Origin of the sequence: Cupriavidus pauculus (genome assembly GCF_008693385.1) — a bacterium.
Classification (GTDB): domain Bacteria; phylum Pseudomonadota; class Gammaproteobacteria; order Burkholderiales; family Burkholderiaceae; genus Cupriavidus; species Cupriavidus pauculus_D.
On the sequence record NZ_CP044067.1, the window covers coordinates 1,434,731 to 1,459,821 of the forward strand.

A 25,091-nucleotide genomic window follows, 5' to 3' on the forward strand; every position below is an offset into this window, starting at 1 on the left:
TCTCGTCGTGTTAGAGGAATGAGAACACGGACCCTGACGCGATGCAGCCACTATCAGCAGGCCCGCCACCACACGAGGCCCGGCTCGGGATTCCCGCACCCGCCCATGTGACGCCGCCGATTGTCGTCAGCAATCGGGACAGCGGTATGACGGAGAGGTGACGGCGATATGAAGCTTCTCTGGTTTCATTTGCTCACGCGGTAAGACCGCCATCGGCCACGATGTCGGCGCCCGTCACGAAGCTTGCGTCGGGACCGGCGAGGAAGGCCACGACACCGGCGACTTCATGCGACTGCCCGTAGCGGCCGATGGCGATGCCCGGGGTGAGGATCTGGCTCACGGGTCCGCCATCCGGGTTCATGTCGGTGTCGATCGGGCCGGGATGCACGGTATTCACGGTGATGCCCTTCGGGCCGAGGTCGCGCACGAGGCTGCGGTTGAAGCCCGTGATGGCGCCCTTGGTCAGCGTGTAGAGCGATGCGGTCGCGAATGCGGCATAGCGTGTCATCGACGAACCGATATGGATCACGCGGCCGCCGGCCTTCATATGCCGCACGGCTTCCTGCGTCGCGACGAATACACCCGTCACGTTGACGGCGATCATCCGCTCGTAGGTCTCGAACGGAATGTCCTCGATGGCGCCGCCGAGGCCAAGGCCCGCATTGTTGACGAGGATATCGATGCCGCCGAACGCGGCAACGGTCGCGCTCACCGCGGCACGCACGGCCGCCGGGTCGCCCGCATCGGCCGCGATCGCGAGGGCCCGGCCACCCGCGGCCTCGATCTCGCGCACTACCGTGGCGGCCTTGTCGGGGGAAGCGCTGTAGGTCAGCGCCACGGTCGCGCCATCCGCCGCAAGACGACGGGCGATGGCGGCCCCGATCGAACGGGATCCACCGGTGACGAGGGCGGTCTTGCCGGCGAGGGGAAGCGTTTGCTGGGTCATGGCTGTTACTCCGGTTGAGATGAATCAGAAGGTGTGAACGGAGTATGGGTGGCCCGATACCAAATGATTAGTGGCCGGTGGATGGAATGATTTTCAATGGAATGTTGAAGATACGGACGAGCCGCGCGATTTCGTTCCTGGCTCGGCTTGTTCGCTGTTCGCGCGTGACCGGCGCGACCGCTGCACTAAGGTCCATACGAGCGCGGACACCGCGCATGTTCAACCATAAGGACCACCACCATGAAGACGTACGCAAACGCTGGCACGCAGACGGAATGGCATGATCCTCTTCCGTTGGCCAAGAGGCCGACCACTACCCCCCCCACCCCGGGCAAATCGCGCAGCCTTGCGAGCGAGCGCAACGATGGACTCTCCGCGCGCGTCGACAAACGCAGCGACGCAGCGGGACAATCAGAAGCCGGGGCAACGGCGACGCGCCGGCTCAAGGCTATCAAGGGGCATCTGCAGGGACCGGAACGATCCACGCCTGCGGCGCCGCGCCAGTTTGCCGAGGTCGGCTCGCAAACCATGCGTCACGACATCCACAATCACTCGCCCGGCCCGGGCTACGCGGCGACCCAGATCGCCGATGTCACGCGCACCCTGTCGGAGAACGTTCGCACGCAGATTGCATTGTTCGATCAGGCAGGCGTGGACAAATTCGTCTGGGCTCCGATTCCGTCCGTGATCATCCAGGGCGAAGCGGTGAACGCTGGCTGCTGCGGCACCGACGGCTCCGCGCATCTGGACAAGAGCAAGACGTACTACATGGACGACAAGTACCGCGACGGCGAGCCCATGACGGGTGAGGCATACGATGCCATCACGACGGAAGGGAAGCAGCACTACAACACCAGCGTCGATTGGCAGGTGGGCAAGGCCTATGCGGAAATCCGGGCAGCGGACAAGGATCTGCCTCCCCACGAGCAACTGGCGCCCCGGATCTTTCCCGCGATCACCGGGATCAACCTCGGCGACGCCAACTCGGTGCAGTCGATGCTCAGGCTGAAGAGCGAATATCCCGACACGTTCCACATCATCGGCGAGATCACGATGCACAAGGAATTCGTCGGGAAGCAGAACCTCGACTACAAGGCCGGCTTCGGTCCCGAGGCCCCCATCAACGACATCCTGAAATTCGCTGCCCGCTCCGGCATGCCGGTGGTGCTGCATTGCGACTCCAGCGACGCGGAAACGTGCATCAAGACCAAGTCTCCGGGAAAGGGCGAGTACTTCAAGGAGATCGATGAACTGGTCGCGCGCCATCCGAACACGAAGATCGTGCATGCCCACATGGGCGGCATCGGCAAGTTCGCCCCGCCTGGGGAGAACCACGTCGCGCAGTTGCGCGAGCTGCTGAGGAAGCACGATAACTACAGCATCGACATGTCCTGGGACGTCGTGGCGGAAAACTACTCTCCCGTTTCGAAGGAAACGGACCCCGTGCGCAAGGCCGCCGACGAGGCTGCGCGCAAGACGCGCATCGAGGACATGGCCGCGCTGATCAGGGAGTATCCGACCCGCTTCATCATGGGCAGCGATGCGCTGATCTCCCGGAATTCCAAGTCGATCAGTGCCACGTATGACCTCTACGCCAATCGCGGTACGCAGGAGCCCGAGAAGCTCGGCCTGTTCGACTATCTGGACCCGGACGGCGACTACCCGAGGGTGCTCTCCGGAAACTTCGACACGCTGCTGACCGATGCGCAGACCGCAAGCCGCAAGTACGAAGGCGGGCTCATGAAGCAGGATCTGGCCGAACTCCAGAGCGCCATCGAACGGAACGGGCGTACGCCGAACAAGTGGTCCTGACCCATCAAGGCCATTGCCAGACCGGTGTGGACAGATGCTCGGCGAAGAAATCCGACAGCGCGCGGATCTTTGCCGGTCTGGCGCGGGCGGACGGCGTGACGAAGTACAGTCCGCCCCGCGCCATGTTCCACCCCGGCAGGATGCGTTCCAGGCGTCCGTCGGCGAGGTACTCGCTGGCGATAAACTCCGGCAACTCGGAGATGGCGAGCCCCTCCAGCAGCACGGGGATCATCGCTTCCGAGTTGGTCACGCGCAGCGGACCGCGCGGGACGACGCTCTCCTGCGTGCCGTCGTCGTGGGTGAACTTCCATTCCTGCGTGCGGGCCCGGTACGCGTAGCTCAGGCACGCGCGGCCCGCCAGATCGCGCGGGTGCTGCGGCCGTCCGTGCCGCGCCAGATACGCCGGGGATGCAACGAGGTATTGCGTCACCGAACAGAGCTGCCGCGCGACCATCGACGAATCGGGCAGCACGGCGATTCGTAACGCCGCATCGAAACCGTCGGCAATCAGATCGACGGTGGCATCGGAGAGGTGCAGGTCGACCGACAGCTCCGGATACCGCTCGATCAGCTTCGGCAACAGCGGCGCGACCCAGCGCAGGCCAAAGGCCATCGGCACGGCCAGGCGCACCTGACCGCGCGGGCTCACGGAAAGCTCCATGGCCTCGCTTTCCAGTTCCTCGGCCTGCCGATAGATCTCGCCGGCCCTGCTGGCCACGTTCTGGCCGAATTCGGTCAGCGATAGCTGCCGCGACGTACGGTTGAGCAAACGTCCCCCGAGCCGCTCCTCGAGCCTGCCGACCGCGCGCGAGACGGTTGGCACGGACACGCCCATCAACCGCGCGGCCGCGGCGAACGAGCCTTCTTCCGCCACCTTGGCGAACATCGCGATGCCCTCGAAATCCGGAAACTTGCTCATTTCATTTTTGCAATGATGCGTTTCCGGGAATTCTATTTTGAATCCAGCGCACCGTCGATATGCTTCGCGATGCTCGGCGCGCTGGAAACATCAGGCCAGCGGCACCGCGAGGCTGACCTTGGACCGCTGCATGGACACGTACGTCTTGAACTGCCTGATGTTCCCCGCGCTGAAGAACAGCTCCCGGGTCAGCCCCTCGTACTCGGTCATGTCCCTCACGTTCATGATCAGCAGAAAATCGAAGTCGCCCGTCACGTAGTAGACCTGCTGCACCTGCGGACACGCGACGAAGCGATGCCTGACCTCGTCGAGCAGGTCGAGCCGTTCGCTCTCGACCTTGACCTCCACCAGTATCGTGATGGGACGCCCGACGGCCGTCGGGTCGACGACCGCGACCGTCGCCGTGATGACGCCCTCCGCCTCGAGCGCGGCGATTCTTCGATTCACGGCCGACGGGGACAGATTGACCGCTTCCGACAATTGCCGCTGCGACAGCTTGCTGTTTGCCTGGAGCAGGCTCAGCAGCTTGATGTCATAGGAATCCAGAACCATGGCGCAATGAGGAAGAAGTCTCGACCCTGCGATTTTGCACGTTTGTCCCGTTTCCCGCCGATAAAACGATTCGGTCGTGCGCGGTGACGGCACTACCATCCGTACGGTAGCTCCACGCCAATTCGCTCTGCCGCCGGATACTTTCGACCATGCTTATCGCCAATCCCCATGCTTCATTGAAGCCGTACCCCACCGCGTTGCGCCAGATCATGAACATGGCCGCCGCCGACGAGAGCCTGCGCTGGCTATCGGCATGGGACCAACTGGCCGACGCCGCGACGCCGCTTTATGCCCTGCCCGATCAGGCCAGCCGTCTGGGCGTGGCACAGATCCATATGAAGGACGAATCGGTCCGTTCGCCGCTCGGGAGCTTCAAGGCGCTGGGCGCGCCCGTGGCGCTGCTTCGGCTGATCCTGCGCCGCTGGCCGGAGATGGATATCGACCCCACCCAGCTGATCCGGGGCGCGTACGCCGACCTCGTGAAAGATTTCACCTTCATCAGCGCGACGGACGGCAACCATGGCCGCGCCCTGGCCGCTGCGGCGAAGACTATCGGCTGCGCGTGCGTGATCGTACTGCACGCCAATGTGAGTCTCGAACGCGAGGAAGCGATCGCCGCATACGGCGCGAAGATCGTGCGCATTGGCGGCAACTACGACGCGTCCGTGGAAGAAGCCGCAGGCCTTGCCGCCGAGCACGGCTGGGAGGTGGTGTCCGACACGTCGTACGATGGCTACGAAGACATTCCCCGTGACGTCATGCAGGGCTACGGTGCGATCGCCGCGGAAGCGGTACGGCAGGCACCCGCACCCTTTACGCATGTCATCCTGCAAGGCGGTGTCGGCGGACTGGCCGCCGGCATCATCAGCTATCTCTGGGAGCGTTATGGCGAAGATCGCCCGACGTTTATCGTCGTCGAGCCGCAGCAGGCCGACTGCCTCTACCAGAGCGCGAGGATCGGCTATCCGGCCGTAGCCACGGGCTCGGTCGACTCGGTCATGGCCGGGCTGGCGTGCGGCGAGACGTCGCCCCTTGCGTGGAAATTTCTTGCGGAGAGCGTCGATTACTTCATGACCATCTCCGATGACGACGCCATCGCGGCGATGATCCGGCTGGCGAAGGGCGGCGAGCGCGATGTGCCCATGGTCTCCGGGGAATCCGGCGCGGCGGGCTTCGCGGGGCTGGAAGTGCTATGCGCGAATCGCGACCTGTTTGCGGACGTCGGACTCGGCGCCGAGGCGCGCATTCTGCTCGTCAGCACCGAAGGGGCCACCGCGCCGCGGGTCTATCGCGATCTGGTCGGCGAATCCGCGGAGGCCGTCATGGCCCGGCAGACGGCACACCTGCGCCGCAGTCTCTGAGGTGCGCTCGCTGGTTGCTTACTTTCGCCTGCCGCGCGGCTGCCGGTACACCGGCGACGACGCCACGTGCTGGTCGAGCTCCCGCAGAAACGGATTCAGGATCGAGGAGCGCGACCGCCGGGGATTCCATACCGCGCAGATCATCTGACCGAGCGGTTTGCCATCCAGCGTCAGCGACACGATCCGGCTCTTGTCGGTCGGCGCCCGGTGATTGATCGCGGTCGAGGACACGATGGCCACGCCATGTCCGGCGTCCGCGAGGGACAGGATCGTCTGCGTGCTATCGCTCTCCAGCAGCGCATGCGGCCTCACGGCGGCCGCGAGGCACGCGCGGTCGAACAGGCTACGCGTCATGAAACCCCTGCGCAGCAGCAGCACCGGATGCGTAGCTAGCGTCCGGATGTCCGCCGTATCTCCCGACGGAAACTTGTGCTGCGCGGGCACGACGGCGAACAGCCGCCCCATGAAAAGCTCCTTGTACTCGAAGTCATGGCGCTCCGGCAGGGCCGCGATGGCCACGTGCGCCGTGCCCAGTTGCAGTTGTTCGAGCAGATAGTCGTTCGGTCCTTCGACCAGCGATGTTTCGATCGAGGGATACTTCTTCCGCATGGAAACGAGTACGCCCGACAGCAGCCCCTCGATCGTCTGCGGCGTCGCCCCGATCCTGAGTAACCCCACCTCTCCCCTGACCATCGACTGCACGCGCGACGACAGTTCGAGTGCTTGATCGACGAGGCTCGCCGCGCGCGGGAACAGGTCCTCGCCCTCCGCGGTCAGGACCAGGCGCTTGCCCACGCGGTCGAACAGCTGGATGCCGAGCGCCTCCTCCAGGCCCTGGATCTGCCGCGACAGCGCCGACTGGCTGATATGCAGCAACGGCGCCGCCTTCGACACGCTCAGCAGTTCCGCCACGACCACGAAGCAGCGCAATGCCTTCAGATCGACCACGGTAGCCCCTCCCGCTCCTGCTTATGCACAACATGCATCGATGAACGCTCCATAAATGCATTGGACACAGTTTCCGGCCGATTCTACATTCAATGTCATACCCCCACGACAGGAGCAAACGGGATGCAGCACGAGATCAACCTGAACGCCGACATGGGCGAGAGCTTCGGCAAGTACACGATCGGCAATGACGCGGAACTGATGAAGGTGATCCGGTCCGCGAACATTGCATGCGGCTTCCATGCGGGCGATGCCACCGTGATGACCAGGACGGTTCGTCTGGCGCTGGAATGCGGCGCGTCCATCGGCGCGCACCCGGGCTTCAACGATCTCTGGGGCTTTGGCCGCCGGCAGATCGCCATGAACGCGCAGGACCTCGAGTACATGATCACGTACCAGATCGGTGCGCTCCAGGCGATTGCCGCCGCGCAAGGCACGCGTGTCACGCACGTCAAGCCGCATGGCGCGCTCAACAATATGGCGCACCACGACTTCGAGATCGCCAATGCGATCGCGCGCGGCATCCGCGCGGCGGACCGCGAACTGATCTTCGTCGCCAACGCGTGCTCGGAGATGGTCAGGGCGGGGCACGCCAACGAACTCAAGGTCGCGGAGGAGGCTTACGTCGATCGTACCTATACGGACTCGGGGTTGATGACCCCGCGCACGGAAGCCAATGCCGTTATCAAGGATGCAAAGGTGGCCGCGCGGCAGGTCCTGTCGTTTATCGAGGAGCAGGCCATCGTCACGGCCTCCGGCAAGCGGCTGCCGTCGGCCATCCGCTCGTTCTGCACGCACGGGGACGAACCGACCGCGGTGGCGCTGGCAACGCTGGTGCGCGCCGAACTCGAGCGCCAGGGCGTGCGCGTGGTGCCGCTTACCGAGATGTCCTTCTGAGGAGAAACGGATCATGACACTGTTCCCCCGCATGCTGGTGGCCGCGGCACTCTCCCTTGCCGCCCTCGGCCATGCCGTTGCTGCCCCTGACGCTTCCCCCCAAGCTGCTCCCCAAGCCGCTGGCAAGTTTCCGTCGAAGCCCATGCGCATCGTCGTGCCGTTCCCCGCCGGTGGGTACTCGGACGCGCTCGCGCGATTGATCGCGACGGACATGTCCAGCGCCTTCGGCCAGCCGGTCGTGGTCGAGAACCGCCCCGGCGCGGGCGGCAATATCGGAGCCGATATCGTGGCCAAGAGCCCCGCCGACGGGCACACGCTCGTGATGGGGACCATCGGCACGCAGGTCGTGAACCCGCTCATCTATCGCAACATCCCGTACAACGCGACGAAGGACTTCTCCGCCGTGGCGTTCGTGGCCGATGCGGAAACCGTGCTGGTCGTGAACCCGAAGGTGCCGGCGACAACGCTGACACAGGTCGTGGCCCTCGCGAAGACGCGGCCGAACGAGATGACCTTCGCCTCGGGCGGCACGGGCACCACGAGCCAACTGGCGGGGGAACTGTTCCAGTCCACCGCGCACGTGTCCATGACGCATGTCCCGTACAAGGGCAATGTGCCGGCACTCAGCGATGTCGTGGGCGGCCAGGTCGCCATGTCATTCGCGACGCTGGCGCCCGCGCTGCCATTTATCAAGGGCGGGCAGCTCGTGCCCATTGCCACGCTGGGCAAGGCGCGCGCGCAGGCGCTGCCGAATACGCCGACGCTCACCGAAGCGGGCCTCCCCGGTGTCGAGGTGCGCAACTGGACCGGGGTGCTAGCGCCCGGCGGCACGCCCCTGCCCATTCGGGAGAAGCTGGCCGCGCAGGTCGACAAGACCATGCAGTCGCCGACGGTCAGGACGATGCTCGAAGCGCAGGGACTGACTTACACGAAGATGGGGCCCGATGCTTTCGACAGTTTTATGCGCGCGGAGTCGGTCAAGTGGAAGAAGGTGGTGGAGCAGGCGAATATCAAGGCCGATTGAGGTGGATGGACGCGCCTAGATCATCAACACCGCGACCGCCGACGAGTCGCCCGGGTAGTTGACCCGCATGCGCAGCACGTACGACCGGCCCTTGAACAACTTGTGCGTGATGCTGGCATTGCGCTCTTCGCCACTGTCGTCGTCGGCCGTCAGATAGCGCGGCTCGCCATCCGCCTGCTCGAACAGCACCAGCAGCGCGTCGGACGCGCCCTTGGTGCTGATGGTGTACTTGCGCGACTCCGTCGGCCGGATCACGAAGTCCGCCTGCTGTCCCGCGCCGAGGTGCACCGTGGCCGAGTCGAACGGTTCCAGCACCCGGTCGGGGGACGCACCGGCCGGGTACCACTGCTGCACCCAGGTCTTGTCGGGGCCGGACAGCGTGCCGGACGGCACGAGGCCGGTCTGGTACTTGGCGGGGACTGCAATCAGTCCGGCCTCGAACTCGTACTCCATGATCGAGTCCGGGTCCCAGCTCGAGCCCTGCACGTCGTGGGGATCGAGCTTGCGCAGGATGTTGAAGAACGTCTTCTCCCGCGACCAGCTGTTGGGCGGCCGTCCGAGCGACGCATAGACCTTGTCCTCGTTCCACTGGATGCCCGTGAACGGATTCTGGTGCTCGTGCTCCATGCCAAGGACGTGGCCGAGTTCATGCAGCGCGGTACCGTTGCCGTAGGGCGTGGTCAGGTCCCATCCATAGACCGTGGTCGGCTCGTCACGCCGCATGCGCAGGACGTCCCGCCCGACGGCCGATTGCGACACGCCGTCGGCCAGAGAGAATCCGATGCGGACCTCCGCGTCGCCGAGTTGATCCACTTCCCGGAACTCCAGCCCGATACCGGTTGCCTTCCAGCTATCGAACGCGGCGCGGATGACGTCGGCCTGCTCCTTCGGCACGGCATAGCGGGAATCGCCACCGAAGAAGCAGTAATGCAGGATGGTGCCGTTGGCCCATTTGGTGCCGCTGGTCAATATTGCCGCGCGCCGGTCGGTGTCGTTTCTGGCCGCCTCCGACATGGGCGTGACCGGGAAACGCCTCGGGGTACTGCAAAGCGGCTTCTGGGTGTACTCGGCAGTCATGATCGCTCCCTCAGGTGGAGGCGCCGCGGGTCACCGGCGACGGCGATGTCGCGGGGACGCGGCGGGGACGCCGCGCCGCCATACGCGGCGATGCGGGCAGGACGAGCGGTGGCGCCTGCACCGTCAGCAAGGCCTGCTCGACCACCGCGCAGTAGACGCGCGCGAGCACCTGGTAACCGCCGTCTGTCGGATGAATCTCGTTGACCCAGTCGCCGTCCACGCCGGTGGCATCGGCCGATGCATCGCGCAGCGCGCCGCGCATATCGGCGAGGAACACGTGCGGAAAGCGCCCGCAGATTTTCGTCAGCAACGTAAAGAGGCGGTCGATCAGATGCGCGGAGAGTGCGTGCCAGGTGCCGTCGGCGTCGGGAATGTCGTAGGTCTGCAGCGCGCGCGCAAGCCATGGCCCGGCCAGCCAGTGGCCCGGCACCCCGCCGGTGCCGGCAAGGCGCGGCTGGGCGCGGCAATAGCTGTGAATGACGATGGGCACGAATCGCGATTTGCTGTCGCTGGCATCGCGCCAGCCGACGAGCACGTCGAACACGGCGTCGAGGTGGGCCTCGAACGTGGACCAGCCTTCGTCCGAAACAAAGCGTGAAGGATCTGACTGTGGTCCCCATTCGCTGGCGAGCCGCAGCAGACGCATGGCGAGCGGCACCGGTTGCCCGCTCTCGTCCTGCGGTGGCGTGTTGAGCGCGGCGATCAGGTCGTTGCCACCGGCCGATAACAGGAGCGCATCCCACCGCTCGCAAAGCCGGCCATGCAGCGCGGCTTCGAACGCGGGGTTGAACACCCACTTCGAGGTCGGCGCGACGTTCACCAGCTGTGCGAGCTCCGCACCGGGCTGCGCGAAGTTCACCGCACAGGCCGACGACGTGAACGACATATTGCTCGGCATATTCGTCGTCAGCGCGGCCGGCGGCAATGCGCCGATGGAGAACCATGAGTCGCCCTGCATCAGGAACTTGTGGAAGAAGTCGATGCTGGGATCCGGAAAGGCCCTCGCCCACTCCGTGGGCGTGAATACACGTAGCGATGGCATAGGCCCTCCCCCTCGACATGAGCGGCAGAATAGGACGGCCTTGCGGAAAGTAAAGTTATAACGAGGCGCGATTTCTCGATCTGATATTTCTTGCGCTTCTCATACTTCTGGATGAGGGGCGGGGCTGGCGAAGGTTGGCTATTCTGGGGAGAATCCGCGATTTCGTGCTACGCCTGGATGACGGTCGCCATACGCTGGATTTCGAGAGAGGAAAGCCTCAGCTTCTCTGCTTCGATGCGCCAGCCTGCGATCGCGGCGCGCACTTCGTCGAGCACCCGCTGAGCGTCCCGATGACCGAGTCGATAAAGCTCGGCCTGTTGCATGGCCACCGTTGTGTCTGGCGACGCGTTCTTGCTGTCGATGGCCAACGCGTGTTCCTGTTTCGAGGTATTCGGATTGACGTCGAACGCAGGGGAGAGGCGCCAGCCAGTCGGCTCGCGAATAAACCCATGGTTGCGCAAATGGTCGTCTCGGTTGCCGACCAGTATGTTGAAGAGGACGCGTCGAAAGAGTTGCGCCAGATCTTCAGCAACGTGACCCGCCGCACCCTGGTCGGAAATAAACTCTACGAGGTCCAGATAGCTCGCACCGTCCTGCCCATCGCGCCGCTCGAGCAGGGTCATCGCCGACGCATACATGCGCCGCCCGGCGTTCGTACGGTCGAACCGGGACGAACAGAAGGTGCCATAGTTGTCCGTCAGGTGTTCGAGCCGGGCATCGGGGACAACGATGCCCGCCTTCTTCGACAGAACGTGCATCAGGTATTCCCAGCCGCCGACGTCATAACGGTCGTCTTTTGCCGGAAACTTGGCGATCCACAAACGCTTGTCGTCCGTGAAGTTGGCCTTCGGCCGGGCGCCGCCAAGCGACGTACCAGGCGCGATAAGCATCGCAAGCCAGCGTTGGTACTCAGGCAGCTTCTCGACGCCGGGCTCCTCGATGCGGCGGCAGATATAGGCGAGCTCTTTCAGGTCAGTGACCGGAGGCGCAGCATTCTGATGATTGTCCAGAAAGACGCCGTCACTTCCGCAAAAGCGAAGACCTCCCATACGCGTGTGATCGAACACGCCAAGCAGGAAGTCCATCTCCTGGAGGGTCCGCATCTTGCGGCCCTCGCGCTCGGCGGCCGCGGCCTCGCGGCGCTCCATCAGAACGCGGCCCCAGCGGTCAGGCGCCGAGTCCATGAATACGCCAAAAGCCGCAGCATCCGCGGGGGGATGCTGCTCGCCCCGCCAAAGTTCGAGTCTTGGATCGAGTGCGAAACGTGATTCGCTCTTAAGCCAATCCCCGTCGTATTCGAACGAAGGCGCGGCATCGGTGCGAATCCCATGACGGTGAAGCCTGCCAACGAGCTGGTTCACCCCGAGCTCTGGCGCGTCGAGGTGCACCTCATAGGTCATTCGGTTAGGCGCTTTGGCCATGTCTGCCCTTCTTCGGCACGCTACGAAGTTTGACGACGCCGAGTCTTCGGCTGCGGCAGCGCAAGGTCTTGCAGCTTCCGGCCGAGCGTGTCATCGCGCGCAACCGCATCGATATCGCTATCCAGACCCAGCACGCGCAGGGCGCGCATGTAGGTCCCCATGGCGATGGTCGGATCACCGAGCTCGAGCCGACGTAGCGTCTCGCGGGAGATCCCCATCCGTTCTGCAAATAACTCCGTCGTCAGTTGCCGGCGAAGCCGGGCGAGCCTGAGTCGCTCGCCGAGATCTTTCAGTTGGCGAACGACGGAGGGGAATGGGGGCAGACTTGCTTTCATGATGCCACATATCTTAGGCAATCAACCTACATTTGTCCAATTTATGTGTATTAACGAGACCTAACGCCGTCGCTTTCTCCACATAAATTAGTCAAAGTCACCTCTCTTGACCATTTTATGTGGCAAACAAGCCACAGGATCAACCGCACATAGATAGCTCGCACCCATAGGACAAGACGTCCTCAAGCGGCCTGATCCCGTCCATCTTCCACCTCTTCATCGCACGAAAAAAGGTGGCTTCGAGCCCGCCTCCTATAGCTGAGATGAGAGACCGCACTCACCATCAGTACGGCAACTCCCAATGCCGCGATAAGCAAGCCGGACCAGATCCAACGGGACTCAATGCAGCAAATGCCCGGCACGCCTTCACCGCACGCGTTGTCGTAAGCCCCTTACTCGGCAAGGGCAAGTCGAGAAACACATTCCATGAAACGACTAGATGCAAGGTAGCCAAGCCGTCGTAAGCTTCGGCCACATGCGCGATGACGCCCGCCGCCGAATAGAGACAGGCATCGTGCGACGGAGCGATGGTGCTAAGAACAAATGCACTGAAGAAAACGAAAGCGCAAAAAACGAAAGCGCAAAAAACGAAAGGCCACACAAGGTGGCCTTTCGCTTCATTGGCGTCGTGGATGTTGGCGGCTGTTGGACACCCTATCGGAAGAGCACAGCCAAGATTTGCCCCACGCGCGTACAGGCAAAGTCTAACGCAATGAGCACTCTCAAGCAACAACATGTCGCAGGCGCGGTGCGCGCCCTCTCACGAGCACGGCTGAGTAGCTATCGGTCGTTCTTCACTGCTCTGACGGATCGTGAAGCGTTCGGTCTCTACTGTTGGAACGAATCGATATCACAGTGCGTATCGCGTGCACTGGCTATTACTGAGGTCGTAATGAGGAATCAATTCCACGGCGCGCTCAGCCGCCGCTATGGCACGAATGGTTCCGCCACGTCGCGGGATTGGTACCTCCACCTCAGGCTGACCAAAGCTTCCGAAGAAGCGGTCAAGAAGATGACACACCAACGCGCCCGGGTCTCGGGCCGCTGGCAACTCGTCGCACGCACACCAATGCCGTGGCCCGATGATGTCGTATCCAAGCTAACCTTCGGGTTCTGGTCACATCTGCTGGACGCGGGCCATGACACCGCAGGCGCACTGATCGATTGGCCAAGCATCTTGGTCGAAGTTCTTCCCGGCCACCGTTACAGGAACAGCGCCTACTGGGTAGCGCGCAAGAATCGCGACCGCCTTTTCGCAAGAATCGACTACTGTAATAGCCTGAGAAACCGCGTCGCCCATCTCGAACCGATCTGGAAAGCGGGTCCTCTTCTGGAGGAAGATCGGCCACGGCGAAACCTTACTCAGAGCCCCGTTCAACGCTCCCCTTCAAACCCTGCCGAGGCCATCACGCGCCTGCACCTCAGCTACAACCGCATCCTGGAAATGATGCGGTGGTTCTCTCCCGATATGTACTCGACCTATCTCGTCTCCGAGAGTCATCATCGGTTCATGTCATTGAACACTCCTGCCGGGCTAGATGCCTATCGCATGCACGGTGGTCATCGGCGCGAGCGCCCTGTCGAGATCGGAGCGTTCCGTAGATTCCGCGAACTCAAGCGGGAGCTGCGACGCATTGGCAAACGACACGGGGCCGCGGAGGTTGTTCACGGAGAACGGAGGTTGGCGGTCTGGACGCCGTTGAGTTGAGGCGCTCCCATGGCAGATCCTCTATACGCATACTCATGGGGTTGTTCAGGCGAGCGCGCCGCGTTACCATCAGCAAGCAAAGTCCGCCGCCCGGCGGACTTTGTTGTTTCTGCGGCTTTTTCGATAGCTTCAAGAGACATACTTGATATCTTGCGAGATGACCTGTGGCGAACTTAGTGGCTGGTATTGACGTCGGCGATCTCAACAAGGGATTCCATCTCGTGATCTTGCGCGAGCGTGAAATTGTTTGCGCGCCGAGAAGCAAGGATGCGGCAGATCTGCTCAGCGTCTGCATCGAGCATGACGTCCGGCTGGTTGGCATCGACGCTCCCTGTCAGTGGAGCGTTGGAACGGCTGGCAGGAAGGCGGAGAAAGAGATGATGAAACAGCGAATCTTTTGCTTCTCTACGCCAACGGAAGAGAAGGCGCAACTTGGTCGCGACGGGTTCTATGGCTGGATGCTGAACGGTCGTCGAGTCTTTGATCTGTTCGCCCCTCACTACCCGCTGATGGTTGAGGCTTATACGGACAAGCCGCACATGTTCGAGACCTTTCCGCATGCGATCACGTGCGCGCTTCTTGGAACGGACACCGCTTCCGCAAAGAAGAAAAGGGCTCAACGCAGAGACATATTGGAAAGGTCAGGCATTGACACCTCCAGCCTGCGCTCGATCGACGACCTCGATGCCGCGCTTTGCGCGTTGACGGCGCAGTTGCATCTGGAAGGCAGGTCGCGTGCCTATGGAGATGCTGAAGGCGGCTACATTGTGGTGCCGAACTTTCGCCTGCCAGACACGGGGGCAAGCAACAGACCTCTAGTGCGCTAGCACCCTCCATAGTTTTTCCGCCCACTCGCAGTAATCGTGTACGTCCCACCACGAGGACCCGTGTAGCAGGTGGGGCCGCCAGACGGTCGTACGTCGGGCTTCGATGCGTTGGCGCGTGGCACGTTGGAATCCAGCAATTGCGCGGATCGCGTGCTCGTGCTCGTGCTTCCCCGATGGCAGTGGTACTCCCCCGTCTTGCGATTCGTGTGGCAACCCTCGGCATTCAGGCCGCCGCCGTGCGCATGGGCGGTGGGTAGCAGCGATACGCACAGGATGCCGCCCAGGCAGACACGCTTCGCCGTCGCGAGTGCGGCGTTGTCGCTTCCCTTCATTTGACCCCTCCAGTCTGTTCTTATTGAGCATCGCTATCGCGACGCCGAGAGCGATTTTCGGGTGTTGGCTATGGAGACACTATCCCGCCGGAGTGGGGAAACGGGTCGTACCTTGATTTGGCCAAACACCCATCTATACTCCCCAACATCCACCCTTCACCACCCATCAAACAATGGAATACGCCCCCGGCATCAGCCATCTTGCAGGCCTTCTCGCCGACCCTGGCCGGGCCGCCATGCTCTGGGCGCTCATGGATGGCAGCGCCCGGCCCGCCGGGGAGCTGGCGTTGATTGCGGGGTTGTCGGCGTCTTCCACCAGCGGGCATTTGAATCGGCTGTCGGAAGGAGGCTTGCTGGCGGTCGAGTCGCGGGGGCGGAATCGTTATTACCGGTTGTCCACGCCCGAGATCGGTGTGGCGATCGAGGCGTTGGCTTCGGCGTCTTTGGCCAGCCAGCCGCCGCGGATGCGGGCGGTGCCCGTGTCGCGGACCGCGCCGCCGGCGTTGCGGCAGGCGCGGACTTGCTATGACCATATGGCCGGTGAACTTGCGGTGGGGGTTTTCGATCGTATGAGGCAGTCGGGCTGGATCGTCGTGGAGGGCACGGCCGTCGATCTCACCGCGGATGGCACCGATGCGATGGGCGGGCTTGGGATCGATCTGGGCGACGCGCGGCGCAAGCGGCGGCAGTTTGCCTGTACCTGCCCCGACTGGAGCGAGCGTAAGCCGCATCTGGGCGGGGCACTGGGCGCCGCCATGCTGCAGCGCATGCTGGCGCAAGGGTGGATCGAGGCGACCGCCACGTCGCGCGCGTTGCGGGTGACGCCGCGGGGGCAGCGGGCGATAGCAGGCATCGCGGCCCGATGAGCGGCCACAGGCATGATGGTTGCGTTCGACCGGGTGCCTGAGGCATGATCGCGTCCCTGCAAATCACTGAACGCCGCAAGACAAGGAGACCGAACGATGACGATTGAACTGGAAGACGACGCAGCCGATGCGGTCAGCCGACTCATCGGGTTGATCAACCTTGGCGACACCGCGCAGACCGAGCGCCAGCAGGCGCTGTTCGACGAGTCGCTCGAGGATTCCGAGGAAGACGATGCCGATGGCGAGGAACTGCTCTGGGTCCTCAAGGACATCATCGACTGGGAGTCGGGCTTCTATGTCGATTGGAAGGATGCCGAATCGTTTATCGGCAGCATGAATCAGCTATGCGAGCGCATCGATCTCGAAATCGACTGGGGCGTGGAAGACACCGAGGACGAAGACTTCCTCGAGAGCACCAGCGTGCCCGAGCTGATGGAGATCGCCTTCAACCAGCTGCGCGTGGCGGGCTACACGCTGTGGAACTGGGACACCGGTGGCGATGCCTACGCGGGATGGATCACGCGCAGCGAGGACGACGAGGAGATGATCGAGATCTCCGAGACGCTCAGTATCGAACTGCGGACCGGCGATCAGCCCTACTGAGCCTCACACCCCATCGTCGAGCGTGACGATGGGCGATGCATCGCCCGGGGTGGGCATCACCGCGCCATCGATGCCACCCGGCACCGCGATGCCGACATCGGAAAGCCCTTCGGGCAGGCCGATGCTGTCCGCGGTCAACGTCGCCCACTTGGGCGCGGCCCCCAGCAGCGTACGCGGGATCGGCTTGCGGCCATCGGGCACGCCCAGCGTTTCTTCCAGCACGTCCAGGAACGCGCGCACGCTCGCCGGCATCAGCTTCCGTGCGGGCATCAGCACGTACACCTTGAGCGGCGACGACATGTAGTTGGGCAATACGCGCACCAGCTGGCCATGGCCCAGCTGCTCGTGCACGAAGCGCGGCGAGAGGCGTGCCACGCCGAGCCCGTCGATCGCACCCTTGAGCCGTACTTCCGCGTTGTGCGTGCAGATACGCGGCTCCACTTCCATCGTGTGCATTTCCACGCCGTCGCGCAGAAACTCCCAACGGCCATCGTCGATGCTGCCCAGCGTCGGCCAGCCTTCGAGGTCCTGCGGCACGCGCGGCAGCCCACGCTCGCGGATCAGCGCCGGCGCCGCGTAGAACGCGCGCTCGATCAGCACCACGCGCTTGCTTGCGAACGAGCTGTCGTTGAGACCGGTATCGGTCATCACGAACGCGAGGTCGTAGCCGTGTCGGATCAGGTCGGGCTGGTCCCAGCTGACGTCGAGCTGCACGCGCAGCGACGGATGCAGCTTGAGCAGCCGCGACAGCGAGGGAGACAGATGTTGGGAGCCCACTTCATAGGGCGTGGCGATGCGCAGCGTACCGCTGACTTCCGCGCTGACGGAGGCGGCTTCCGCGCTGATCTCGCGCAGTTCGCCAAAGAGCGGCGCCACGCGTTCGTACAGTTGCTGCCCGCGCTGCGTCACGCGCACGCGGCGCGTGGTGCGTTCGAACAACCGGATGCCGAGCTGCCCTTCCAGCCGGGCCACCGCGGCACTCGCCGATGACTTGGGGACCTCGGCAAGCTCCGCCCCTTGGGTGAACCCACCGCCTTCCACCACGCGGCAGAAGATTTCCCAGTCCTTCCAGTCGATCGATTTCATTCGGTACTCCAGGCTTCGACGCCCATGGGGACGCCGCCGGCGATTGTCCCACAACATGAACAATGATGAAGTCCACGCTCTCGGCAGGGTTAAAGCTCACCACGCCATGGCTGCGCGCGTCGTAACCTGTCAAGATGCCGCTACCGCTCTCGAACGACCCGCCCACGAGGTGCCGCATGAGCCAGCCTTTTCCTCCCCATTTCTACCTGTCGGGCAATTTCGCGCCCCTGTCGATGGAGTGCGACGCACACGACCTGCCCATCGCCGGCGAGCTGCCGCGTGCGCTGCATGGCACCCTGTACCGCAACGGCCCCAACCCACAGTTCGCGCCCCGGGACAATGACTACCACTGGTTCACCGGCGACGGCATGGTCCACGCGTTCGAACTCGAGAACGGCCGGGCGCGATACCGCAACCGCTGGGTGCGCACGCGCAAGTTCGAACTCGAGCGCGCGGCGGGACAGGCACTGTTCGGGAGCTGGGGCAATCCGGCGACGACCGATCCGTCCGTGCGGCAGGAATCGTCGAGTCTGGCCAATACGAATGTCGTCTGGCATGGCGGGCGGCTGCTCGCCCTCGAGGAAGCGGATCCGCCGATCGAACTGGACCCGCGCACGCTGGCTACGCGTGGCGAGTACCGCTACGGGGGCAAGCTGCGCGGCGCGATGACCGCCCACCCGAAGATCGATCCCGTCACCGGAGAGATGATCTACTTCGCGTACTCTGCTTCGGGGCCCCTTTCCAACGGCATGGCATTCGGCATCGTCGATGGCGACGGCCGCATTGCGCATACCGCGTCGTTCGACGCGCCGTTCTCGAGCATGGTCCACGACTTCCTGGTGACGCCGCGCTACGCGCTGTTTCCGATCCTGCCGATCGTCGGCAGCATGGAACGCGCGATGCGCGGAGAGTCGATGTACCTGTGGGAGCCCGACCGTGGCGCGCATATCGGCATCCTGCCGCGCGACGGGGATACGTCGAAGCTGCGCTGGTTCCGCGGCGAGTCCTGCTACGTGTTCCACACGATGAACGCCTGGGAGGACGGCGACCTGATCCATGCGGACGTGCTGCAGTACGACAACCCCGGCATGTTCAACCCCGGTGCCACGGGTCCGGGCACACGCGCGAAGCTATGCCGATGGACATTCGACATGGCGAGCGACAGCGACCAGTTCCAGCGTACGTGGCTCGACGATCTCGGCAGCGAGTTTCCGCGTATCGACGACCGGTATGCGACGCTGCCGTATCGGCACGGCTACTTCGCATCGCGCATGCATGCGGATTCGCTGCGCTCGACCTACGACACGCTCGTGCATGTCGATCACATCACGGGCAAGCGGCGCGTGCACACGCTGCCGCTCGGGGACGCATTGTCGGAACCGGTGTTCGTGCCGCGCGCGGCCGATGCGGAGGAAGGGGATGGCTGGCTGCTGGCCACGGTCTATCGTGGCCAGCAGCATCGTAGCGACCTCGTGGTGTATGACGCCGACGATGTTGCCGCGGGCCCCGTGGCCGCGGTGCAGCTATCGCACCGCGTGCCCTACGGTTTCCACGGGAACTGGGTGCCGGCTACCTAGGATGCCGGCTACCTAGGATGGCGGCTACCTAGGGTGCCCGCTACCCAGCGGCGCCTGCCAGTCAGGCCGTAAGGGCCCGGCGGGGCTGCCACGCGCCGCCCGTCTGCGGCGCTTCGATCAGCCGCGATGCGGAAGCCAGAGCATTCGGCAGCCGGAAGAACGAGACCGCCTCGTCGAGCTCGCGCCCCTGCTCTTCCAGCGAGCGCGATGCCGTGGCCGCCTCATGCACGAGCGTGGCGTTCTGCTGCGTCACCTGATCGATCTGCACGATCGCCTGGTTCACCTGCTCGATACCGCGCCCCTGCTCCGCCGATGCCGACGTAATCTCCTGCACGATGGCCGTCACGCGGCCCACGGCCTCGGTGACCGCGCTCATGGTCTGACCCGCTTCGCTCGCAAGCGTCGAACCCGTCGTCACTTGCTCCACCGACGTTTCGATCAGTTCCTTGATCTCCTTGGCCGCGTTCGACGAACGCTGCGCAAGGCTCCGTACCTCGCTGGCCACGACCGCGAAGCCGCGGCCCTGCTCTCCCGCGCGCGCCGCTTCCACGGCCGCGTTGAGGGCAAGGATGTTGGTCTGGAACGCAATGCTTTCGATAATGCCCGTGATCTCGGCGATCTTCACCGAGCTGGCGCTGATGCCTTCCATCGTGTGCACCACGCGGCCGACGGTCTGGCTGCCGCGCTGCGCGACATCGGTCGCGGTGCGCGCGAGTTCGCTGGCCTGGCGCGCGTTCTCGGTGTTGTGACGCACCGTGGCCGTCAGCTGCTCCATGCTGGCCGCGGTTTCCTCGAGCGATGCGGCCTGCTGCTCGGTGCGGCTCGACAGGTCCATGTTGCCGTTGGCGATCTCCGCCGTGGCGATACTGATGTTCGCGCTCGAGTCGCGCACGCGCGCCACGGTTTCCGTCAGGCGATCGTTCATGTCGCGCAGCGCGCCGAGCAGACGGCCGGTCTCGTCGTCGGAGGTGACGTCGATACGCGTGCCAAGCTCGCCGCGCGCCACGGTGCGCGCGAGCTCCACCGCGCGCTGGATCGGACCCGTAATCGCGCGCGTCAGCAGCAGGCCGCCGATCAGGCCGAATGCCACCGCGGCGATGGAGGCGATGATCAGCAGATTGCGCTGCGTCACGTAATCGTCCTGCAGTCGCTGCACCATCTCGCGCTGGCGTTCGTGCGTAAAGCTCAGATAGGCATCGGTCGCCTTGACCAGCGCCGCCAGCAGCGGCCGGCATTCGGCGTTCATTTTCGCGATGGCGGCGCTCTGCTGCTTGTCCAGCGCGAGGCCGACGATCGCGGTCGCCACGGGACCGTACTTCGATTCCACGCGATCGACTTCCGCCACGAGATCGCGCGCGCCCTGGCTTGCATTGCCACGCGCGATCATGTCTTTCAGTTTGGCGAGATTCTTCGCGACGTCGTCATGGGCACGCAGCACCTCGGTGCGTTCGAGTTCGAGATCGGCGGGGGTGGTCACGAGCACGAGATTGCGGGCCGCGATGGCGCGGCGATCCACCGCCGTGCGCACCTCGATCGCCATGTTGGCGCGTGCGTTGAGTCCGTTGATGTAGTCGTTGAAACCATCGATTGCCCGGTTGAGGGCATGCAGCGACAAACCGGACACCACCAGCACGACCAGTGCCAGCACACCAAAGCCCGCCAGCAGCTTCGTCTTGATTGACAGATTGCGGAATGCCACGGCTCTACCCCCTCTCTCTTCCCGGTTGAATGACGCGCCCTCCTAGTGACGCGTTGCACCGCTGATGAGCCCGTTCCTGCAATATCCATCCGGCGTAAATAATGCAAACGTCAAATCTGCAAAATGTCGCCAGACATTCTTTTGTTTGCACCCTAACGGCGGATTCGCCCGGACATAACCCCCTCGCGAGAGGGGGACGGTCGGAAGTGGGGTGAGAGGGAGGATACGGCGGGGCGCGGGGGCCAGGGGGGCGCGGTGGCGCACAGGAGACAAGGGTTGAGGAGCATCTGCCCCGCCACGATCCTTGTGATACGATGACTTACAACTAGTCTGGCGCTAGCGGTCCGGTGTCGGATTAGGAACCCAACCGAAGACAATTCGAATAAAACCGGAGACACCCGATGTCCACATTCACCGCCGCCATGACCCATGGCCTGCGCGCCGCCGTGCTGTTCATCGCCATCAGCGCCCCCGTCCATGCCCAGTCCGCGGACGCACAGGCCGTCACCGCCAATGCCGAAAAGCTGCGCGTCGCGATGGTCGATCCCGACCGGGCCACGCTGTCCAGCCTCGTGGCCGATTCGCTGAGCTATGGCCACTCGGGCGGACGCCTCGACACCAAGACAAGCTTTATCGGCGACCTGCTCGACAAGAAATCGGACTTCGTGAGCATCGCGATCACCGACCAGACCGTGAATGTCTCCGGCGACGTGGCGGTGATCCGCCACACACTGTCGGGCGAGACGCTGGACAGCGGCAAGCCCGGCACCGTGCTGCTCAAGGTGCTGCAGGTGTGGCAGAAGCAAGGCGGCCAGTGGAAGCTGCTGGCGCGGCAGGCAGTCAAGGCCACCTGAATGCCTTAGTTATACGACATCTTATGTAGAGACTGCGCCCCGCACGGTGCGGGGCGCGCCCTTTCAGGCCTCTTTCCGGTGCGCCCACCGGTACAACGCGGGCAGCACCAGCAGCGTCAGCACGGTCGAGGACAGGATGCCGCCGATCACCACGGTGGCAAGCGGCCGTTGTACTTCCGCACCGGTGCCCGTGGCAATCGCCATCGGCACGAAGCCCAGCGACGCGACCAGCGCCGTCATCAGCACCGGCCGCAGCCGCGTCAGCGCCCCCTCGCGGACCGCCGCCTCGAGCGGATGCCCCGCCTCCCGCAGCGTACGGATAAACGACAGCATCACCAGGCCGTTGAGCACCGCGACCCCGCATAGCGCGATAAAGCCGACCGCCGCCGTGATCGACAGCGGGATGCCGCGCAGCCACAACGCGAGGATGCCGCCGGTCAGCGCAAACGGAATGCCCGTGAAGACGAGCAGCCCGTCGCGCAGGTTGCCGAACATCGCGAACAACAGCACGAGCACGAGCAGCAGCGCCACGGGCACCACGACCTTGAGGCGCGCGGTAGCGGATTGCAGTTGCTCGAACGTGCCGCCCCACGCGGTCCAGTAGCCGGCCGGCACCTTGACCTGACGCTGCAGCGCGGCCTCGGCCTCCGTGACGAACGAGCCGATATCGCGCCCACGCACGTTCGCGCTGACCACGATGCGGCGCTTGCCGTCCTCGCGCGATACCTGGTTAGGACCGGGTGCCACCTCGATCGTGGCGACCTCGCTCAGCGGGATGAACGTCGTGCGCGCATCGGCGGCCGAGCCCTTCGGCAACGGTATCGGCAATCGCCGCAGGGACGCCACGTCGTCGCGCACCGCGTCGGGCAGGCGCACCACGATATCGAAGCGCCGGTCGCCCGCGAAGAACGTGCCGGCCTCGCGCCCGCCGATCGCGATGGCCACCGCGTCCTGCACATCGCTCATATTGAGGCCGTGCCGCGCGGCCTTCTGCCGGTCGATATCGACGGTCAGCATCGGGAGGCCCGTCGTCTGTTCCACCTTGACCTCGTTCGCACCGCGAATGCCCTGCAGCACGCCGGCCACGCGATTGGCCGTCGCTTCCAGCACCGCATTGTCGTCGCCGAAGATCTTGACCGCGACGTCCGAGCGCACGCCCGAGATCAGTTCGTTGAAGCGAAGCTGGATCGGCTGCGAGAACTCGTAGAGGTTGCCTGGAATCTTGTCGGCTTCCTGCTGGATCGCCGCGACGAGTTCCGCATGCGTCTTGCGCGGCTCGGGCCACTGGTCGCGCGGCTTCAGCATGATGTAGCCGTCGGAGATATTGGGCGGCATGGGGTCCGACGCGATCTCCGCCGTGCCCGTGCGCGCGAAGACCCGTTCGATCTCCGGAAACTTTGCCGTGAGCGTACGCTCGATCTGTGCCTGCATGGCTATCGACTGCGAGAGGCTCGTGCCGGGAATGCGCAGGGCCTGGATCGCGATATCGCCTTCGTTGAGGTTCGGCACGAACTCGCTGCCGAGCCGCGAGGCCACCGCGGTACAGACGACCACGATCATCGCGGCCAGCGCGAACACCACGGGCGTATTGACGAGCGTGCGGTCGAGCAGCGGCGCATAGCGCGCGCGCGCCCAGCCCATCAGGCGATTCTCCTTCTCCGCCACACGCTCGCCGATAAACAGCGCCACCGCCGCCGGCACGAACGTGACCGACAGGATCATCGCGCCGATCAGCGCGATCACCACCGTGAACGCCATCGGATGGAACATCTTGCCTTCGACGCCCGTCAGCGCGAACACGGGCAGGTACACGATCATGATGATGAGCTGACCGAACAGCAGCGGGCGCCGCGCCTCCTTCGCGGCCGCAAAGACCTCGTCGAACCGCTCCCGCCGCGTCAGCGGACGCCCCAGCGCGGCCTGCGCATGGGCGAGCCTGCGTACGCAGTTCTCGACGATGACCACCGCGCCGTCAATGATGATGCCGAAGTCGAGCGCGCCAAGGCTCATCAGGTTCGCGCTGATGCGGTACTGCACCATGCCCGTGAACGTGAACAGCATGGCGAGCGGGATGATCAGCGCCGTGATCAACGCTGCGCGGATATTGCCGAGGAACAGAAACAGGATCGCGATGACGAGCACCGCCCCCTCGAGCAGGTTTTTCTTGACCGTGGCGATGGCCTTGTCCACGAGCTTCGTGCGGTCGTAGACGGTCACGACCTTCACGCCCTCCGGCAGCGTGCGGTTGATGGCCTCCACGCGCGCGGCCACGGCCTGCGAAACGGCGCGGCTGTTCTCGCCGATCAGCATGAACACGGTACCGAGCACGACCTCCCGGCCATTCTCGGTGGCGGCACCCGTGCGCAGTTCGCGCCCGGACTCCACGGCCGCCACGTCGCGCACGCGGATCGGCTGGCCCTGGGCGGTGCCCACGATGACCTGACCGATATCGTCGATCGACTTCACCTGCCCCGGCACGCGCACGAGGTACTGCTCGCCCCGCCGCTCGATATAGCCCGCGCCCACGTTGTCGTTGTTCTTGTCGAGCGCCCCCACGATATCGGCCAGCGTCAGGCCGTACGACGCCATGCGTTCCAGACTCGGTGCGACGAGATACTGGCGATCGAAACCGCCGATGGCATTGACGTCCGCCACGCCGGTCACATTCCGCAACTGCGGCCGCACGACCCAGTCCTGGATCTCGCGCAGATCGGCCGTGTTGTACGCGCTGCCGTCAGGCTTGCGCGCGCCCTCTTCCGCCTCCACCGTCCACAGGTAGATTTCGCCGAGGCCGGTCGAGATAGGTCCCATGGCCGGCGTAATGCCGTCGGGCAGCGACGACCGCGCCTCCTGAATACGCTGGTTGACGAGTTGCCGCGCAAAGTAGATGTCGGTGCCGTCCTTGAAGATCACCGTGACCTGCGACAGCCCGTAACGCGACAGCGAGCGCGTCTGCACGAGGCCAGGCAGGCCCGCCATCACGGTCTCCAGCGGATACGTGATGCGCTGCTCGGTCTCCAGCGGCGAATACCCCGGCGCATGCGTGTTGATCTGCACCTGGACATTGGTGATATCGGGCACCGCGTCGATCGGCAGCCGTGTGTAGTTGTACCCGCCCAGGAGTGCCATGCCGAGCACGGCCAGCAGGACCAGCCATCGCTGCTCGATGGCGAAGCGAATCAGACGTTCGAACATGCGCGCCTCC

Annotated in this window: 22 protein-coding genes; 10 read left to right on the forward strand and 12 right to left on the reverse strand. The window is 64.2% G+C overall.

What is annotated here, in order from left to right; translation table 11 throughout:
* Positions 1 to 193 precede the first annotated feature (193 nt).
* Complete coding sequence (locus FOB72_RS24720; RefSeq protein WP_150375290.1) at positions 194 to 946, reverse strand: 3-oxoacyl-ACP reductase family protein; 753 nt, start codon at positions 944 to 946, stop codon at positions 194 to 196.
* A 240-nt stretch (positions 947 to 1,186) separates the two neighbouring features.
* Here FOB72_RS24720 and FOB72_RS24725 point away from each other — a divergent pair, with 240 nt between their 5' ends.
* Positions 1,187 to 2,758, forward strand: a complete 1,572-nt coding sequence (locus tag FOB72_RS24725; RefSeq protein WP_150375291.1) for an amidohydrolase family protein — start codon at positions 1,187 to 1,189, stop codon at positions 2,756 to 2,758.
* A 4-nt stretch (positions 2,759 to 2,762) separates the two neighbouring features.
* Here FOB72_RS24725 and FOB72_RS24730 read toward each other — a convergent pair whose 3' ends face one another.
* A complete protein-coding gene (locus tag FOB72_RS24730; protein ID WP_150375292.1) occupies positions 2,763 to 3,677 on the reverse strand; it encodes a LysR family transcriptional regulator in 915 nt (304 codons plus the stop codon).
* A 90-nt stretch (positions 3,678 to 3,767) separates the two neighbouring features.
* Positions 3,768 to 4,229, reverse strand: a complete 462-nt coding sequence (locus FOB72_RS24735; RefSeq protein WP_150375293.1) for an Lrp/AsnC family transcriptional regulator — start codon at positions 4,227 to 4,229, stop codon at positions 3,768 to 3,770.
* A gap of 149 nt (positions 4,230 to 4,378) precedes the next feature.
* On the opposite strand from FOB72_RS24735, the gene FOB72_RS24740 reads away from it, so the two are divergent.
* Complete coding sequence (locus FOB72_RS24740) at positions 4,379 to 5,590, forward strand: diaminopropionate ammonia-lyase (RefSeq protein ID WP_150375294.1); 1,212 nt, start codon at positions 4,379 to 4,381, stop codon at positions 5,588 to 5,590.
* An 18-nt stretch (positions 5,591 to 5,608) separates the two neighbouring features.
* On the opposite strand, the gene FOB72_RS24745 is transcribed toward FOB72_RS24740, so the two are convergent.
* The gene (locus FOB72_RS24745; protein ID WP_150375295.1) at positions 5,609 to 6,538 is read right to left on the reverse strand and encodes a LysR family transcriptional regulator; all 930 of its coding nucleotides are present in this window, start codon (positions 6,536 to 6,538) and stop codon (positions 5,609 to 5,611) included.
* 123 nt (positions 6,539 to 6,661) lie between these two features.
* On the opposite strand from FOB72_RS24745, the gene FOB72_RS24750 reads away from it, so the two are divergent.
* Both FOB72_RS24750 and FOB72_RS24755 read left to right on the forward strand, forming a co-directional pair.
* A complete protein-coding gene (locus FOB72_RS24750) occupies positions 6,662 to 7,435 on the forward strand; it encodes a LamB/YcsF family protein (protein ID WP_150375296.1) in 774 nt (257 codons plus the stop codon).
* A 13-nt stretch (positions 7,436 to 7,448) separates the two neighbouring features.
* Positions 7,449 to 8,459, forward strand: a complete 1,011-nt coding sequence (locus FOB72_RS24755) for a Bug family tripartite tricarboxylate transporter substrate binding protein (protein ID WP_150375297.1) — start codon at positions 7,449 to 7,451, stop codon at positions 8,457 to 8,459.
* 15 nt (positions 8,460 to 8,474) lie between these two features.
* Here the strand turns inward: FOB72_RS24755 and FOB72_RS24760 are convergent, their stop codons facing one another.
* From FOB72_RS24760 to FOB72_RS24775, 4 genes are all read right to left on the reverse strand, one after another.
* On the reverse strand, positions 8,475 to 9,536 hold the full coding sequence (locus FOB72_RS24760; RefSeq protein WP_150375298.1) for a hypothetical protein: 1,062 nt from the start codon (positions 9,534 to 9,536) through the stop codon (positions 8,475 to 8,477).
* 10 nt (positions 9,537 to 9,546) lie between these two features.
* Positions 9,547 to 10,578 (reverse strand): hypothetical protein, encoded by a 1,032-nt coding sequence (locus FOB72_RS24765; protein ID WP_150375299.1) that lies wholly within the window; start codon positions 10,576 to 10,578, stop codon positions 9,547 to 9,549.
* A gap of 167 nt (positions 10,579 to 10,745) precedes the next feature.
* Positions 10,746 to 11,999, reverse strand: coding sequence for a type II toxin-antitoxin system HipA family toxin (locus FOB72_RS24770; RefSeq protein WP_150375300.1), 1,254 nt, complete (start codon positions 11,997 to 11,999; stop codon positions 10,746 to 10,748).
* 20 nt (positions 12,000 to 12,019) lie between these two features.
* The gene (locus FOB72_RS24775; protein WP_150375301.1) at positions 12,020 to 12,334 is read right to left on the reverse strand and encodes a helix-turn-helix domain-containing protein; all 315 of its coding nucleotides are present in this window, start codon (positions 12,332 to 12,334) and stop codon (positions 12,020 to 12,022) included.
* 439 nt (positions 12,335 to 12,773) lie between these two features.
* On the opposite strand from FOB72_RS24775, the gene FOB72_RS24780 reads away from it, so the two are divergent.
* Together FOB72_RS24780 and FOB72_RS24785 are read left to right on the forward strand one after the other, a co-directional pair.
* Positions 12,774 to 14,042, forward strand: a complete 1,269-nt coding sequence (locus tag FOB72_RS24780; protein ID WP_150375302.1) for an Abi family protein — start codon at positions 12,774 to 12,776, stop codon at positions 14,040 to 14,042.
* Between the two features lie 176 nt (positions 14,043 to 14,218).
* Complete coding sequence (locus FOB72_RS24785; RefSeq protein ID WP_223851792.1) at positions 14,219 to 14,869, forward strand: DUF429 domain-containing protein; 651 nt, start codon at positions 14,219 to 14,221, stop codon at positions 14,867 to 14,869.
* On the opposite strand, the gene FOB72_RS33005 is transcribed toward FOB72_RS24785, so the two are convergent.
* Entirely contained in the window at positions 14,866 to 15,201 is a 336-nt protein-coding gene (locus FOB72_RS33005; protein WP_150375304.1) for a YHYH domain-containing protein, read from the reverse strand. The two genes, FOB72_RS24785 and FOB72_RS33005, sit on opposite strands and share 4 nt — an antisense overlap.
* A gap of 173 nt (positions 15,202 to 15,374) precedes the next feature.
* Here FOB72_RS33005 and FOB72_RS24795 point away from each other — a divergent pair, with 173 nt between their 5' ends.
* Together FOB72_RS24795 and FOB72_RS24800 are read left to right on the forward strand one after the other, a co-directional pair.
* On the forward strand, positions 15,375 to 16,067 hold the full coding sequence (locus tag FOB72_RS24795; protein ID WP_150375305.1) for an ArsR/SmtB family transcription factor: 693 nt from the start codon (positions 15,375 to 15,377) through the stop codon (positions 16,065 to 16,067).
* A gap of 96 nt (positions 16,068 to 16,163) precedes the next feature.
* Positions 16,164 to 16,670: a hypothetical protein gene (locus tag FOB72_RS24800; protein WP_150375306.1), complete on the forward strand. Its 507-nt coding sequence runs from the start codon at positions 16,164 to 16,166 to the stop codon at positions 16,668 to 16,670.
* A gap of 3 nt (positions 16,671 to 16,673) precedes the next feature.
* Here FOB72_RS24800 and FOB72_RS24805 read toward each other — a convergent pair whose 3' ends face one another.
* Positions 16,674 to 17,756, reverse strand: a complete 1,083-nt coding sequence (locus FOB72_RS24805; RefSeq protein ID WP_150375307.1) for a LysR family transcriptional regulator — start codon at positions 17,754 to 17,756, stop codon at positions 16,674 to 16,676.
* Positions 17,757 to 17,932: 176 nt separating this feature from the next.
* Between FOB72_RS24805 and FOB72_RS24810 the strand changes: the two genes are divergently transcribed.
* Positions 17,933 to 19,333, forward strand: coding sequence for a carotenoid oxygenase family protein (locus FOB72_RS24810; RefSeq protein ID WP_150375308.1), 1,401 nt, complete (start codon positions 17,933 to 17,935; stop codon positions 19,331 to 19,333).
* Positions 19,334 to 19,394: 61 nt separating this feature from the next.
* On the opposite strand, the gene FOB72_RS24815 is transcribed toward FOB72_RS24810, so the two are convergent.
* Positions 19,395 to 21,032 carry a methyl-accepting chemotaxis protein gene (locus FOB72_RS24815; protein WP_150375309.1) on the reverse strand — a complete coding sequence of 546 codons (1,638 nt, stop codon included), beginning with the start codon at positions 21,030 to 21,032 and terminating at the stop codon, positions 19,395 to 19,397.
* Positions 21,033 to 21,433: 401 nt separating this feature from the next.
* Here FOB72_RS24815 and FOB72_RS24820 point away from each other — a divergent pair, with 401 nt between their 5' ends.
* On the forward strand, positions 21,434 to 21,886 hold the full coding sequence (locus tag FOB72_RS24820) for a nuclear transport factor 2 family protein (RefSeq protein WP_223851793.1): 453 nt from the start codon (positions 21,434 to 21,436) through the stop codon (positions 21,884 to 21,886).
* A 63-nt stretch (positions 21,887 to 21,949) separates the two neighbouring features.
* Here the strand turns inward: FOB72_RS24820 and FOB72_RS24825 are convergent, their stop codons facing one another.
* Entirely contained in the window at positions 21,950 to 25,081 is a 3,132-nt protein-coding gene (locus FOB72_RS24825; protein WP_150375310.1) for a CusA/CzcA family heavy metal efflux RND transporter, read from the reverse strand.
* Positions 25,082 to 25,091: the final 10 nt, after the last annotated feature.